Source organism: Streptomyces turgidiscabies Car8, assembly GCF_000331005.1.
GTDB lineage: Bacteria > Actinomycetota > Actinomycetes > Streptomycetales > Streptomycetaceae > Streptomyces > Streptomyces turgidiscabies.
The window spans coordinates 1-14,131 of sequence record NZ_AEJB01000408.1 but is presented as its reverse complement, the minus strand read 5'-3'; the positions used below and the strand labels follow the sequence as shown (position 1 = coordinate 14,131).

The window sequence follows — 14,131 nt, the reverse complement described above, 5'->3', positions numbered from 1 at the left end:
GCCGCTTCCGCGTCGGGATGGTGAGGGGGTGCGTCAGGTCACGTCGTCATAGCCGTTGACCCGTTCCGTGCCCGTCTGTTCGGGCAGGGCACGGCTGGCGGAGACGGTCTCGATCTCGCCGATGTCCTCGGGGGTGAGGTCCAGGTCGGAGGCCTCGTCGTCGCCCGGCCCCGCCTCGTCGCGCCGGCGCTTGCGCCGGTCGTTCGTCAGCGAGAAGGCCACCGCGCCGAAGTACAGGAGCCAGATCGGTCCGGCGAGTGCCAGCATCGTCAGCGGGTCCGTACTGGGTGTCGCGAGCGCCGCGAACACCGTGATGCCCATGATCATGCCGCGCCACCAGCCGGCCATCTTCTTGCCGGAGAGGATCCCGGTGAGGTTGAGCATGATCAGCAGCAGCGGCAGTTCGAAGGACAGACCGAACACCAGCACCATGCGCGTGACGAGGTCGAGCAGGTCGTCCAGCGGCAGCAGGTTGTCGACGCCGAACGGCGTGAACTCGATCAGTACCTTCGCGGTCGTGGGGAGCACCCGGTAGGCGAAGTAGGCGCCGCCGAGGAACAGCGGAACGCCGGATGCGACGAACGCGTACGCGTACTTCTTCTCGCCCTTGTGCAGGCCCGGCGCGACGAACGCCCAGAGCTGGTAGAGCCAGACCGGCGAGGCGAGCACGACACCGGCCATGAGCGACACCTTCAGCGCGAGCGTGAAGGGTGCGAGCAGACCGTTGATCGTGATCTTCGCGCAGGGGTTGGCGTTCTGGGTCTGCTGCTTCGCCAGCTCCGAGAAGGAGGACGGGCAGCCGACCGAGTCGAGCACCGGCTTCGTGAAGAAGTTGATGATGTCGTTGTAGAAGAAGGCGGCCACGATCGTGACGATCACGATGGCCAGCATGGCCTTCGCGACCCGGTTGCGGAGTTCGCGGAGGTGCTCCACGAGAGGCATCCGCCCCTCGGGATCCCTCTCCTTCTCCTTGTTGCGGGCAGACTTGAGCAACCCACGTCCTCATCTCGTGCGGCAGGCCGGAGGCATCCGGCCCTGCGTCAGCGTCAGCGCTTGGTCGTGTCCGTGGGCTCGGTGACCGGGCGCGAGCTCGTCACGTCCCCAGGGGCGGCCTGGATGGTGCGCTGCACCGGGGGCTGCTCGTCGGTGTGCGGCGGACCGGCGGGGGCGGTTTCCTGGCCCTCCGACTTCATCGCCTTGGCCTCGCTCTTCAGGATGCGCGCGGACTTGCCGAGCGAGCGCGCCATGTCCGGAAGCTTCTTCGCGCCGAACAGCAGGATGATGACGACGAGGATGAGAATGATCTCGGGAGCTCCGAGCCTTCCGAACATTTCTTTACCTTCTCACCGAGGCGGCTGGGTGGGGGTGCTGTCCGATCGTTCGGACAGGTGTCCGACCGTCGTGTTCACAGCGATCGTAACTCTCGGGGGTAAACCTGAGGCAATCCCTGTGCGTACTCCCGGTATGCGGTCCGGGCCTCGTTTTCCGGTCCGCGATCAGCAGCGTACCTGCCGTCCCCGACAGGGTGACAGGGCGAAGTCGCCCAAAACACATCAACCCCCGGACTCACAGGCGAGCCGCCAGGCACTCACAGCGCGTCCACAGAGCGTGCCGTGTGCACGGCGGCCCGTTCCAGATCCTCCGCTGCCCGGTTGATGCGCCGCGCGGAGTCCGTGACCTGCCTTCCCAGTCGCTGCGCCTCCAGGAAGACCCGGACGGCGAGCACCCCGAGAACGGCGAGACCCAGAAACCCCACAGCGATCGCGAACATCGGCCAGAACATGGCCCGAGCCTAGTCCCTCACCGGGTCCTGGCCGCGGGCCCCCGGCGCCTCAGGACGGGGCGGCCAGCCGGAGCGTCTTGACTCCGCCCCCGGTCAGCAGCTCGACGACCCGCTCACCGGCCGGTTTACGCACGGTCACGTCGCAGTCGGGGCAGGTGAAGGAGTAGAAGGTGGTGCGGCTGGTGGCGCCGATGGCCAGGCGCAGGGAGCCCGCGGTGAGCTCGAAGTTGCCGCGGCAGTCCGGGCAGGCGGCACGGAACACGACGGGGGCCACTCTCTTCATCCCGGCGAAGGCTGAAGCCACGGTCACGTCCCGAACACCTGACATCGGAGACTCGCTCAACGCTCCTGCTCCCGTCTGTCGTACAGCCCGTCCTGAACTCCGTGCGCCCCGGATCGCGGCGTCGCCGTCCCGAGGGCCGCCTGCGGGGCGTCGTACGCCGTCAGCGCCTCCTGGGCGGCCTCCCGGGCACTGTCCGCGAGGTCCTGCGGCGAGACGATGCGCCCGTCGCGGCCGAGCCGCAGGGCCAGGCGCCGCAGTGACGCCGGATCGGGGGTGCGCAGAGTGATACGCAGCCCGCCGTCGGGAAGCTCATCGGCGCTGTCGTGCGGGTAGTACTCGGCGACCCAGCGCCCGCCGGGCCCGACCTCGACGACCACCTCGGGATCCTCGGCGGCGGGCTGTACGAGCCCCTCCGACAGGTCCCGCAGCTCTATCTCGGGCGGGGCGGCCGGCTCGTCCAGGATCTCGATCTCGGCGACCCGGTCGAGACGGAAGGTGCGGCGCGCCTCGGAGCGCCTGCACCAGGCCTCGACGTAGGTGTGGCCCACGCTGACCAGGCGGATCGGGTCGATCTCCCGTTCGGTGACCTCGTCGCGCGCGGGCGAGTAGTAACGGATCCGCAGGCGGCGGCGCTCGGAGATCGCCCGGTCGACGTCCGCGAAGACGCCGCCCTCCGACTCGAAGGTCACCGACAGGCGGGTGCTGGCCCCGGCGGCCTCGCCGGCCGCCGTCTCCACCTTGGCGGTGGCCCTCAGGAGTGCCTGCCGGTCGCTCTCGCGCAGTCCGGGCAGGGTGGACACCGCGCGGGCGGCGACCAGCAGTGCGGTCGCCTCGTCGGCGGCCAGCCTGAGCGGTTCGGCGGCCTCCTCCCCGAGAGCCGCGGGGTTGTGCCACCAGATCCGCTCGCCGTCGGTGTCGATGTCGAGCAGGTCGCCACCACGGAAGCTGGTGCCGCACATGGGCAGCACGTCCAGGTCCGAGACCAGCTCGTCCTCGGTGATCCCGAACGCGCGGGCCACATCGCCGACGCGCGCGCCGGGCCGCTCGCGCAGATACGTCACCAGGGACAGCATCCGTCGCGTCTGGTCGATGGCGTTCACTGGCCTGGCCGGTTTGCCTGCCACTTGCTTGTGCTCCCCCTCAGCCCTTGGCCACGGCGCGCAGCCGGTCCACCACGTCGGCACGCAGCTCGGCCGGCTCGAGGACCACCACGTCCGGCCCGAACTCCACCAGCCAGGCGTCCAGCCCGTGCCCGTACGGAATCTCCAACTCGTCCCAGCCGTCGCCGAGTTCCCGCACGCGGGAGGCTTTCGCCCGAAGGGGGTAGCCGGCGCCCGTCCGCAGCCGGATCAGCGCGGAACGGTCGGCGCTCTCCCCCGCCCAGCTGGCGACGGTCTCGCGGACCGTGACGACATCGGGCACCACGGCGGTGAACTTCGCGCTCCGGCTGCGGACCTTGCCGGTGATCCGCGACAGCCTGAACACACGTTCGGCGCCCCGGTCACGGTCCCAGCCCGCCAGGTACCAGTGACCGCGCCAGCACTCCAACGCCCACGGCTCCACCTGACGGGGCTCCGGGCGGGCGGCGGTGGCCTTGCGGTAGTCGAAGACGACCGGGCGACGGTCCCGGCAGGCCAGCATCAGCGGCTCGAAGGCGGCCTCGTGCACCGGAATGCGCGGTTCCAGGGCGCCGTGGTTCTCGTAGGGGTCGACGTCCTCGGGCAGACCGGCCGCGCGCAGCTTCTGCAGCGCGCCACTGGCCGCACCGGCGAGTCGGGCCTGCTGCCAGACCTTCGCGGCCAGCCCCAGGGCGGCGGCCTCCTCGGCGTCGAGGGTGATGGGCGGCAGCCGGTTGCTGTCACGGCCGGCGCGGTAGCCCACCTCACCGTCGAGGTTCTCCACCGTCTCGATGACCAGCCCGAGTTCGCGCAGATCGTCCTTGTCCCGTTCGAACATCCGGTTGAAGGAGTCGTCGCTGCCCGCTTCGAGATAGGCCTCGATGGAGTCACGCAGCTCGCGCTTGCTCAGCGGCCGGCGCGTCCCGAGCAGACACAGCGCCAGGTTCATCAGCCGCTCCGCCTTGGCAATGGCCATCGACGCCCTTCGTCTTCCCTATGGTGCTTACGACGGATGACCGTACCGCTCCGAAGTGGCGCGGCAAAAGCCGAGGGTCCATGCCCGGACAGGCATGGACCCTGGATGATCGACTTCGGTCGGACCTCGCACCTGCTTCGTACGACGATCCGACCTGATTCCGATCTCATTCGATCGTCGTCCGACGATCGGATCGGACGGTCAGACCGCGATCAGGTCCACCACGAAGATCAGCGTCTCGCCGGCCTTGATCGCCGGCGTGGGGCTCTGGTTGCCGTAGGCGAGGTGGGCCGGGATGGTCAGCTCACGCCGGCCACCGACCTTCATGCCCTGCACACCGAGGTCCCAGCCCTTGATGACCCGGCCCCCGCCCAGCGGGAACTTGAACGCACTGCCACGGTTCCAGCTGGCGTCGAACTCCTCGCCCGTGCTGAAGGAAACTCCCACGTAGTGGACGGTGACGTTCTGACCCGCCACCGCTTCGGCGCCGTCGCCCTCCCAGATGTCCTTGATCTGAAGGTCCGCCGGCGGCTCGCCCTCGGGGAAGTCGATCTCGGGCTTCTCGATGCTCACGTCTCTGGCTCCTGCTGGTGAATGAACAAAGGCAACACGCACAGTCTTTCATCCCCGGCGCGGTGCCGCCCGCGCCAGGCCGACCTCCCCGAAGGGGTCACATCTTGGCGAGGATGTCCACGGAGAACACCAGTACGGAGTCCTTCTCGATACCGCTGCCCTGCGGCGGGTTGTCGCCGTAACCCAGGGCCGGCGGAATGGAGATCATCACCCGGCTGCCGACCTTCTTACCGGCCAGCCCCTGGGCCCAGCCCTTGACGACCTGCGACAGCCCGAACGACACCAGCTGCCCGTTCTTGTACGACGAGTCGAACTCCTTGCCCGTGTCCCACAGCACGCCCTTGTACTGCACGAGGACCGACTCGGTCTCCTTGACCACCTCGCCGTCACCCTCGATGACGTAGTTCGCCACCAGCTTCGTCGGCGCGGCCGACTTCGGGACCTCGATCGAGGGAGCCGCACCGTCGGTGTTCGTACCGACCTTGGGCAGCGCGGCGTCGTCCTGGGCCACGACCTTGCCCTTCGCCGAGCTCTTCGCGTTGAACGTGTCCTTGACGTCCACGACGAACACCAGCGTGTCGGTGCCCTTGATACCCGCCTGCGAGTTGCCCTTGGTGCCGTAACCCCAGGTCGGCGGAATGGCCATCTCGACACGGCTGCCGGCCTTCCGGCCCGTCAGCGCGTACCGCCAGCCGTCGATGATGCCGCCCTGCGCGAGCTGGATGACGAGCGCGGTCCCCCGGTCGTACGAGTTGTCGAAGACCTTCCCCGAATCCCAGATCTGACCCAGGTAGTTCGCCACGACGTAGTCGTTCTCCACGACTGTCTTGCCGCTGCCCGCGATGAGCGTCTTCACCGCGAGATCCTTCGACGGCTCACCGCTGCCCTTGGCCACGGTCGGCTTCTCGTCGAACTTCGCCCCCGCGGTGATCGCCGGCAGCGGACCGTCCACGATCTTCGGCGCCGGGGCCGTCGACGAACCCGACGCCGAAGGGGACGGGCTGCTGTCACTGGCCTTGCTCTTGTCGGACTTCTCGTCACCGCATCCGGCGAGCGTGACAAGTCCGGCAGGTACGGCAAGGAGAACTGAGCGTCGGCGCACGGTGAAAGCCTCGTATCGGTGTCGATCTTGGGTTGCTGGCGTGCGCGCAACTCTACGGCGTGCGAAGGGCGCCGTACGGAAAACGTACGGCGCCCGCGTTGCGTTCCGGAACGACATCCGGCCGCAAATCTCACATACCGGCGATCAGCTTCTCCACCCGTTCGTCGACACTGCGGAACGGGTCCTTGCACAACACCGTGCGCTGCGCCTGGTCGTTGAGCTTCAGATGCACCCAGTCGACCGTGAAATCACGGCGCTGTTCCTGCGCCCGCCTGATGAAGTCACCGCGCAGCCGCGCCCGAGTGGTCTGCGGCGGAACCGACTTGCCCTCGAAGATCTTCAGGTCGTTGCAGATCCGCGCGGCCTGGTTCTTCCTCTCCAGCAGGTAGTAAAGACCCCGCCTGCGGTGGATGTCGTGATAGGCGAGGTCTATCTGAGCGACGCGCGGATGCGACATCGTCATGTTGTGCTTGGCCCGGTACCGCTCGATGAGCTGGTACTTCATCACCCAGTCGATCTCGGTACCGATCCGGTCCAGATCCTCGGCCTCGATCGAGTCGAGCACCCGGCCCCACAGCTCCAGCACCTGCGCGACCGTGCCCGTACGAATACCCCGCCGGTCGACGAAGTCCACGGCCTTGTCGTAGTACTCGCGCTGCACGTCCAGCGCCGAGGCCTCACGGCCGCTGGCCAGCCGCACCTTGCGACGGCCCGTGATGTCGTGGCTGACCTCGCGGATCGCCCGGATCGGGTTCTCCAGAGTCAGGTCCCGCATCACCGTGCCCGCCTCGATCATGCGCAGCACGAGGTCGGTGGCACCGACCTTCAGAAGCATCGTGGTCTCGGACATGTTCGAGTCCCCGACGATGACATGCAGCCGGCGGTAACGCTCGGCGTCCGCGTGTGGTTCGTCACGCGTGTTGATGATCGGCCGGGACCTGGTCGTCGCCGAGGAAACGCCCTCCCAGATGTGCTCCGCCCGCTGACTCACGCAGTACACGGCACCGCGCGGCGTCTGCAGCACCTTGCCCGCACCGCACAGCAGCTGGCGGGTGACGAGGAACGGAATGAGGATGTCCGCGAGCCGGGAGAACTCCCCGTGCCGCGCCACCAGATAGTTCTCGTGGCAACCGTAAGAGTTGCCCGCCGAGTCCGTGTTGTTCTTGAAGAGGTAGACGTCGCCCGCGATTCCTTCCTCGTGCAGGCGTCGTTCGGCGTCCACCAGGAGTCCTTCGAGAATGCGCTCGCCGGCCTTGTCGTGGGTGACGAGTTCCGTCAAGTCATCACATTCCGGTGTCGCGTATTCCGGATGTGATCCCACGTCAAGATAGAGGCGTGCGCCGTTTCGCAGAAAGACATTGCTGCTACGGCCCCATGACACGACACGGCGGAAGAGGTACCGAGCCACCTCGTCGGGAGACAGACGCCGCTGTCCCCTGAACGTACACGTGACGCCGTACTCGTTCTCCAGCCCGAAAATGCGGCGGTCCATGACTGAACATTACGCCCGATCACCCGAGCTGAAACGGGTTCCGGCAGCACGGTTCGGATCATTTTCCGATGAGACCGCAACAACCGAGCCCTCCACAGGAGCCGCCAGCACCCGCCCGGTGACCAGCAGAACCAGCAACGACACCGCCCCGGCGGCCCCCGGCACGACGAACCCCCACAGCGTTCCGCCCCACTCGACGACCGGCCCCGCAAGGCCCGTTCCCAACGACGCGCCCACGGTGAACGTCGTCACAAGCCAGGAGAAAGCCTCGGTGACCGTCCCCCGCGGAGCGTGCCGGTCCACCAGCACGAACACACACGCGAGAGCCGGCGCCAGGAACACCCCCGCGAGCACCATCAGCGCCGTCATCGCGACCGCACCCGGCATCAGCGTCAACGGCAGGTAACACACCGCCAGCAACCCCACCAGCACCGTCAACCGGCGCTCCGGCGGCCCACTCCACTGCCGCGCCCCGTACACCGTCCCGCCCAGCAGCGCGCCCAGCCCGACCGCCGCCATCAGCCAGCCGTACACCGTGTCCCCGCCGTGGTCGTCCGCGTACGACACCGACGCGACCGTGATCGACCCCAGCGCGATCCCCACGAACAGGAACGCCCCCAGCATCACCAGTAGCCCCGGGGACCGCAGCGCGCCCAGCCAGTGCGCCTCACGCGGCGCCGAACGCCACTCCCTCGAAGGCGGCGACAGCACGACGGACAGTACCCCCAGGACCCCGATCACGTTCAGCACCAGCAACGCGGCCTGCGCCGACCACAGCGACGCGCACAGCGTCACCAGCAACGGCCCCACCGTGAACATGACTTCCTGCGCCACCGCGTCCATCGCGTACGCCGTGTGCACCTGGTCCTCCTTACGGAGGACAGAGGGCCACAGTGCCCGCAGGCCGCCCTCCAATGGAGGGGTGAAAAGCCCGGCGACCACCACGGTGACATACGCGAGCGGCAGCGGATCGGTACCCGCGAACGCGAACGCCCCCATACCGAACGCCGATACGAGCGCGGCCGACAGCTGGACCCGCGGCTGCCCGTACAGGTCGACCAGCCGACCCAGCAGCGGCTGCCCCACCGCGTTCGCCACGCCGTACGCCGCCGCGAGCCCGCCGGCGAGGCTGTAGGTGCCGCCCTCCGCCCGGGCGAACAGCACGATCGCGATCGCCGCCGTGGCGTTCGGCAGCCGCCCCACCAGAGTGCCCACGAGCAGCCGCACCGCATGCCGCGCCCTGAGGATCTCCAGGTATCCCGCCGCCATGACCAGCCCTTCCCGTCACCCGCGACGCCGGAAGTTGTACGTATAACGTCGCCCGTCATACGTACCATGTGCCCAGTCCGCACGTCCACACGAAGGAGCAGGCCCCCGGTGGCACGAGGCAGCACCCGACCCACCAGCCGCGACGTCGCCCGGGCCGCCGGCGTCTCCCAGGCCGCCGTCTCCCTCGTCCTCGGCGACAAATGGCGAGGCCGCGTCTCCGAGACCACCGCCGAACGCGTACGCACCGCCGCCCGCGACCTCGGCTACCGCCCCAACCTCGCCGCCCGCAACCTACGCCTCGGCCACACCCGCACCGTCCTGCTCGTCGTCCCCGTCCTCACCACCGAGTTCTTCGCCGGCGTCTACACCGGAGCCGCCCGCGTCGCCGCCGAACACGGCTTCGGCGTCGTCCTCTACCCCTCCCCCGAAGGCATCGGCCCCGCGCGGGACCCCTTCCACTCCGCCCAGGCCGCCCTCGACGGCGTCATCGCCTCCTCCATGGCCGCCGACGCCCTCACCGCCATCCGCGGCGACCAGCTCCCCCTCGTCATGCTCGACAGCGACCCCCACGGCAGCCTCGGCGCCGCCACCGTCAACCTCGACATCGCCGACGGCGTCCGCCAGGTCGCCGACCACCTCCTCGGCCTCGGCCACCGCCACTTCCTCCACCTCGCCGCCGACATCCCCTCCTGGACCTTCGCCGTACGCGCCCAAGAACTCGCCACACGCCTCGCCACCGTCCCCGGCACCGGCCTGCACACCATCCACGCCCCCATCACCATCGAAGGCGCCCAACAGGCCACCACGGCCGCCCTCACCGGCCCCGGCCCCCACCCCACCGCCCTCGTCTGCGACGACGACAAACTCGCCACCGGCGCCTACAAGGCCATCCGCCGCCTCGGCCTGCGCATCCCCGACGACCTCTCCGTCACCGGCCTCGACGACCTCGCCCTCGCCACCGCCATCGACCCCGAACTCACCACCGTCCGGCTCGACGCCGAACTCTTCGGCGAACGCGGCATGCAAGCCCTCCTCGCCGTCCTCGACGGCCGCACCCCCACCCAGGGCGACATCCCCGTCCAACTCGTCGTACGAGGCTCCACAGCACCGCCCCGCAGCCATCCCTGACCCCAACCAACGCCAGCACCCCGGCGCCATAGGCAACCGGGGTGCACGTGCAAGGAAGAGAACAAGCAGCGGCTACTCGTCCTCCTCCGCGGCGCTCTCCGCCTCCGTAGCCGCCCCGCCCGCCTCCAACAGACGCCCCAGCTGACGGCCGACGATCCGCTTGAACTTCCGCTTCTGCGGCCGTGTACGGTCCAGCACCGCCACCTCCAGCCGCTCCGCCGGAATCTCCCGCTCGGTACCGTTCGTATCGCGCGACAGCGCCTGAACCGCCAGCTTCAGCGCCTCGGCCAAGGACATACCGTCCTGATGACGCTGATCCAGATACGTGCTGATCTGCTCGGCGTTACCGCCGACCGCCACCGAACCGTGCTCATCGACGATCGACCCGTCATGAGGAAGCCGGTAGATCTGGTCACCGTCGGGCGTCTCACCGACCTCCGCGACAACCAGCTCCACCTCGTACGGCTTCTCCGCCGCCGAAGAGAAGATCGTGCCCAACGTCTGCGCGTACACGTTCGCCAGACCACGAGCCGTCACATCGGCACGGTCGTACGTGTACCCACGCATATCGGCATACCGCACACCGCCGATCCGCAGGTTCTCGTACTCGTTGTACTTACCGGCAGCCGCGAAGCCGATCCGGTCATAGATCTCGCTGAACTTGTGCAGCGCACGGGACGGGTTCTCGCCGACGAACACGATGCCATCGGCATACTGCAGCACAACCAGGCTGCGACCACGCGCGATGCCCTTCCGGGCGTACTCCGCCCGGTCGGCCATCGCCTGCTGGGGTGAGACATAGAACGGCGTCGACACCGATTAACCGTCCCTTCCTGTCGAATCTGTCGAAGTCACTGGACCACCTGAACAACGAGAGGCACTACAGCCTCCGCACCCCAACAGCTCAGAGCAGCGCGGCCCGCGGACCGTCGGGCTGCTCCAGACGCCGCTCCAGAATCGAACGGGCGATCTCGGCGGACTCGTCGTCCGTCAGCCTGCGGAAACCGTCCTCGGTGATCACCGTGACAATCGGGTAGATCCGGCGCGCGACATCCGGACCACCGGTCGCCGAATCGTCGTCCGCCGCGTCGTACAACGCCTGAATCACCAGCGTCGTCGCATCCGACTCGCTCAGCTCACGGCTGTACAGCTTCTTCATCGCGGAACGCGCGAAGATCGACCCCGACCCCGTCGCCGCGTAACCGTGCTCCTCGGAACGCCCGCCCGTCACGTCGTACGAGAAGATGCGCCCCTTCCCACGGTCCACGTCGAACCCGGCGAACAACGGCACGACAGCCAGGCCCTGCATCGCCATACCGAGATTCGAACGAATCATGGTCGACAGCCGGTTCGCCTTGCCTTCGAGCGAGAGCTGCGCACCTTCCACCTTCTCGAAGTGCTCCAGCTCCAGCTGGAACAGCTTCACCATCTCGACGGCGAGACCCGCGGTGCCGGCGATCCCGACAGCCGAGTACTCGTCCGCCGGGAACACCTTCTCGATGTCCCGCTGCGCGATGACGTTCCCCATGGTCGCCCGCCGGTCACCGGCGAGCACGACACCACCCGGGAAGGTGACAGCCACGATGGTCGTGCCGTGCGGGGCCTCGATCGCGCCCTGAGTGGGCGGCAGTTGCCGCTTGCCCGGGAGCATCTCCGGCTGATGGTCCGACAGAAAGTCCATGAAGGACGACGACCCAGGCGTCAGGAAGGCAGCTGGTAGACGCCCGGTGCTACGAGTGTTGGCTTCCATGGAGTTCCTTCCAGGTAAGCGGCAGCCCGACGAACAGCGTCGGGATCGTCTCCCAACTTGCCGATGGCCGAATTGCAGTTGAAGCACAGTACGCCCCGGACCCTACCCGTCTCGTGGCAGTGATCCACATGAATGGCAGGAGCTTTCAGGCAGATCACGCAGAGCCCCATCTGAGAGGCGACGATCTCGTCGCGCTCGGCTTCGGTGAGGTTGTAGTTGCGCTTCAGATGCCTAGCGCGCCCTTTGACCGCTCGACAAGCCCTGCAACTGGTCGAGAGCCCGTCGGAAGCTGTGGCGTTGCGATGCCACTCGCCGTGCGGCTTGATCTGCTCGCAACTGCGGCAGAACTTGTACCCCTCCGGCGCGTCCACACGGGGTCTCACGTTCTTCCCTTTGGCCAGTTGGCGGGCCTGGTGATACTCAGCCCAGCATCCCCGGCAATACGCCTGCAGCCCATCACGGGAGCTCTTGTTGCTGGCGAACGTTGCTCGCGGCTTGGTTTCCCCGCACCGCGAGCAACGCTTTACGTCATTCTCGCTATCCACGACCCGAAGCCCCCGACTCCTTCGATTCGAAGGCTACTCGCCGCCCTTCTGAACGAAACTACGAACGAAGTCCTCGGCATTTTCCTCGAGGACATCGTCAATCTCGTCAAGAACCGAGTCGACGTCGTCGCTCAGCTTCTCCTGGCGCTCCTTGAGGTCTTCGGATACCTGTGCCTCAGGTGCCTCCTCGACCTCCTCGGTGCTGCGCGTCGCCTTCTGCTGCCCGCCGCCGGTGTCCTTGGTCGCCATAACCCTCACCCCGCTCGGTTCGACGTTCTTGATCAGACCCTACAAGCAGGGTCCGACATTGGCCCCGCAGTTGCTACAACGTCCGGGAACCACCTCGATGATTCCCGGACGCCACACTTTCCACCCTGCCCGGCCGCCCCGGCCCCTAAGCCCGATCAGTGGCCCGACAGGACCCTGACCAGGTCTTCTGCCGTGCGGCAGCGGTCCAGGAGCTCTTTCACGTGATTACGCGTTCCGCGAAGCGGCTCCAGGGTTGGGACCCGTTGGAGCGAGTCCCGGCCCGGCAGATCGAAGATCACCGAGTCCCAGGAGGCCGCGGCGACGTCGTCCGCGTACTGCTCCAGGCAGCGTCCGCGGAAGTAGGCACGCGTGTCCTCCGGAGGCTTCGTGCGGGCCCTCTCGACCTCGTTCTCGTCCAGCAGGCGCTTGATGCGCCCACGGGCCACGAGGCGGTTGTAGAGGCCCTTCTCGGCCCTTACGTCGGCGTACTGGAGATCCACCAGGTGCAGCCGTGCGGCGTCCCAGTCGAGGTCGTCGCGGCGCCGGTAGCCCTCCATGAGTTCCCGCTTGGCGACCCAGTCGAGCTCGCCGGCGAGGCTCATGGGGTTGTTCTCCAGACGGTTCAGGGTGTCTTCCCAGCGGGCCAGGACGTCCTTCGTCTGGTCGTCGGCGTCGGCCCCGAACCGCTCCTCGACGTACTTGCGCGAGAGTTCGAAGTACTCCATCTGGAGCTGTACGGCGGTCAGCTTGCGCCCGCTGCGGAGCGTGACCAGTCGCTTCAGTGTCGGGTCGTGGGAGACCTGGTGGAGGGTGCGTACGGGCTGGTCGACGGCCAGGTCGACAGCGATGAAGCCGTCCTCGATCATGGAGAGGACCAGGGCCGTCGTACCCAGTTTCAGGTACGTCGAGATCTCCGACAGGTTCGCGTCGCCGATGATCACGTGGAGGCGGCGGTATTTCTCCGCGTCCGCGTGCGGCTCGTCCCGGGTGTTGATGATCGGGCGCTTGAGAGTGGTCTCCAGGCCTACCTCGACCTCGAAGTAGTCCGCGCGCTGGCTGAGCTGGAAGCCGTGTTCGTGGCCGTCCTGGCCGATGCCCACGCGGCCGGCGCCGGTGACGACCTGGCGGGAGACGAAGAAGGGCGTGAGGTGCCGCACGATGTCCGAGAAGGGGGTTTCCCGCTTCATCAGGTAGTTCTCGTGCGTGCCGTAGGAGGCGCCCTTGTTGTCGGTGTTGTTCTTGTACAGGTGGATCGGCTGGGCGCCGGGGAGCTGGGCGGCCCGTTCGGCCGCCTCGGCCATGATGCGTTCGCCGGCCTTGTCCCAGAGGACGGCGTCGCGGGGGTTGGTGACTTCGGGCGAGCTGTATTCGGGGTGTGCGTGGTCGACGTACAGCCGCGCGCCGTTGGTGAGGATGACGTTGGCCAGGCCGATGTCCTCGTCGGTGAGCTGGCTGGAGTCGGCGACCTCTCGGGCGAGGTCGAAGCCTCGCGCGTCGCGGAGCGGGTTCTCCTCCTCGAAGTCCCAGCGGGCCCTGCGGGCCCTGTGCATCGCCGCCGCGTAGGCGTTGACGATCTGGGACGAGGTGAGCATGGCATTGGCGTTCGGGTGGCCGGGGACGGAGATCCCGTACTCCGTCTCGATGCCCATTACTCGCCGTACGGTCATGCGGCCCTCCTTGCCCGGCGGTGTCCTCGGTCGGGGACGCCGCTCAAGTACCGGTGGTGCTCCGGTGCGTGTGCGGTGCCCGTCCCCGCACTGCGCGACCCGGCGGTACGAAAGAGCCTAGAACGCCTTTGCGCTGGTGGGGAGATCATTTGCGTCATTGCCTCGCTCCGGCTGTGGCCTGAAAAACAGTTGGCTG

At 67.8% G+C, this 14,131-nt stretch carries 16 protein-coding genes; 1 reads left to right on the top strand and 15 read right to left on the bottom strand.

Annotation, left to right across the window (positions count from 1 at the left end):
* Nucleotides 1-33: 33 nt before the first annotated feature.
* The 10 genes from tatC to STRTUCAR8_RS29695 all read right to left on the bottom strand — a co-directional run bounded on the left by tatC (nt 34) and on the right by STRTUCAR8_RS29695 (nt 8,596).
* Nucleotides 34-993 carry a twin-arginine translocase subunit TatC gene (gene tatC, locus STRTUCAR8_RS29740; RefSeq protein ID WP_006379824.1) on the bottom strand — a complete coding sequence of 320 codons (960 nt, stop codon included), beginning with the start codon at nt 991-993 and terminating at the stop codon, nt 34-36.
* Between the two features lie 53 nt (nt 994-1,046).
* Nucleotides 1,047-1,331: a Sec-independent protein translocase subunit TatA gene (gene tatA / locus STRTUCAR8_RS29735; protein WP_006379816.1), complete on the bottom strand. Its 285-nt coding sequence runs from the start codon at nt 1,329-1,331 to the stop codon at nt 1,047-1,049.
* A 257-nt stretch (nt 1,332-1,588) separates the two neighbouring features.
* Nucleotides 1,589-1,783 carry a hypothetical protein gene (locus STRTUCAR8_RS29730; protein ID WP_006379812.1) on the bottom strand — a complete coding sequence of 65 codons (195 nt, stop codon included), beginning with the start codon at nt 1,781-1,783 and terminating at the stop codon, nt 1,589-1,591.
* Between the two features lie 49 nt (nt 1,784-1,832).
* Nucleotides 1,833-2,126 carry a hypothetical protein gene (locus STRTUCAR8_RS29725; RefSeq protein WP_078507368.1) on the bottom strand — a complete coding sequence of 98 codons (294 nt, stop codon included), beginning with the start codon at nt 2,124-2,126 and terminating at the stop codon, nt 1,833-1,835.
* Nucleotides 2,123-3,190: a helix-turn-helix transcriptional regulator gene (locus STRTUCAR8_RS29720; RefSeq protein ID WP_006379818.1), complete on the bottom strand. Its 1,068-nt coding sequence runs from the start codon at nt 3,188-3,190 to the stop codon at nt 2,123-2,125. The genes STRTUCAR8_RS29725 and STRTUCAR8_RS29720 overlap by 4 nt, the downstream gene beginning before the upstream one ends.
* A gap of 16 nt (nt 3,191-3,206) precedes the next feature.
* Complete coding sequence (locus STRTUCAR8_RS29715) at nt 3,207-4,160, bottom strand: helix-turn-helix transcriptional regulator (RefSeq protein WP_006379811.1); 954 nt, start codon at nt 4,158-4,160, stop codon at nt 3,207-3,209.
* A gap of 201 nt (nt 4,161-4,361) precedes the next feature.
* Nucleotides 4,362-4,733, bottom strand: coding sequence for an FKBP-type peptidyl-prolyl cis-trans isomerase (locus STRTUCAR8_RS29710; RefSeq protein ID WP_044473127.1), 372 nt, complete (start codon nt 4,731-4,733; stop codon nt 4,362-4,364).
* A gap of 97 nt (nt 4,734-4,830) precedes the next feature.
* Nucleotides 4,831-5,835, bottom strand: coding sequence for an FKBP-type peptidyl-prolyl cis-trans isomerase (locus STRTUCAR8_RS29705; RefSeq protein WP_006379819.1), 1,005 nt, complete (start codon nt 5,833-5,835; stop codon nt 4,831-4,833).
* Nucleotides 5,836-5,965: 130 nt separating this feature from the next.
* Entirely contained in the window at nt 5,966-7,327 is a 1,362-nt protein-coding gene (gene pafA / locus STRTUCAR8_RS29700) for a Pup--protein ligase (protein ID WP_006379815.1), read from the bottom strand.
* A 9-nt stretch (nt 7,328-7,336) separates the two neighbouring features.
* Nucleotides 7,337-8,596 (bottom strand): MFS transporter, encoded by a 1,260-nt coding sequence (locus tag STRTUCAR8_RS29695; protein WP_006379821.1) that lies wholly within the window; start codon nt 8,594-8,596, stop codon nt 7,337-7,339.
* 108 nt (nt 8,597-8,704) lie between these two features.
* Here STRTUCAR8_RS29695 and STRTUCAR8_RS29690 point away from each other — a divergent pair, with 108 nt between their 5' ends.
* Nucleotides 8,705-9,724, top strand: coding sequence for a LacI family DNA-binding transcriptional regulator (locus STRTUCAR8_RS29690; RefSeq protein ID WP_006379809.1), 1,020 nt, complete (start codon nt 8,705-8,707; stop codon nt 9,722-9,724).
* A gap of 72 nt (nt 9,725-9,796) precedes the next feature.
* Here the strand turns inward: STRTUCAR8_RS29690 and prcA are convergent, their stop codons facing one another.
* The 5 genes from prcA to dop form a co-directional block, all read right to left on the bottom strand.
* The gene (gene prcA, locus STRTUCAR8_RS29685) at nt 9,797-10,540 is read right to left on the bottom strand and encodes a proteasome subunit alpha (RefSeq protein WP_006379810.1); all 744 of its coding nucleotides are present in this window, start codon (nt 10,538-10,540) and stop codon (nt 9,797-9,799) included.
* A gap of 88 nt (nt 10,541-10,628) precedes the next feature.
* The gene (gene prcB, locus STRTUCAR8_RS29680; protein WP_006379822.1) at nt 10,629-11,474 is read right to left on the bottom strand and encodes a proteasome subunit beta; all 846 of its coding nucleotides are present in this window, start codon (nt 11,472-11,474) and stop codon (nt 10,629-10,631) included.
* Entirely contained in the window at nt 11,426-12,019 is a 594-nt protein-coding gene (locus tag STRTUCAR8_RS50435; RefSeq protein ID WP_044473129.1) for an endonuclease VII domain-containing protein, read from the bottom strand. The genes prcB and STRTUCAR8_RS50435 overlap by 49 nt, the downstream gene beginning before the upstream one ends.
* A gap of 33 nt (nt 12,020-12,052) precedes the next feature.
* Complete coding sequence (locus tag STRTUCAR8_RS29670; protein ID WP_006379817.1) at nt 12,053-12,268, bottom strand: ubiquitin-like protein Pup; 216 nt, start codon at nt 12,266-12,268, stop codon at nt 12,053-12,055.
* Between the two features lie 155 nt (nt 12,269-12,423).
* On the bottom strand, nt 12,424-13,935 hold the full coding sequence (dop, locus tag STRTUCAR8_RS29665; protein ID WP_006379823.1) for a depupylase/deamidase Dop: 1,512 nt from the start codon (nt 13,933-13,935) through the stop codon (nt 12,424-12,426).
* Between the last annotated feature and the right edge of the window lie 196 nt (nt 13,936-14,131).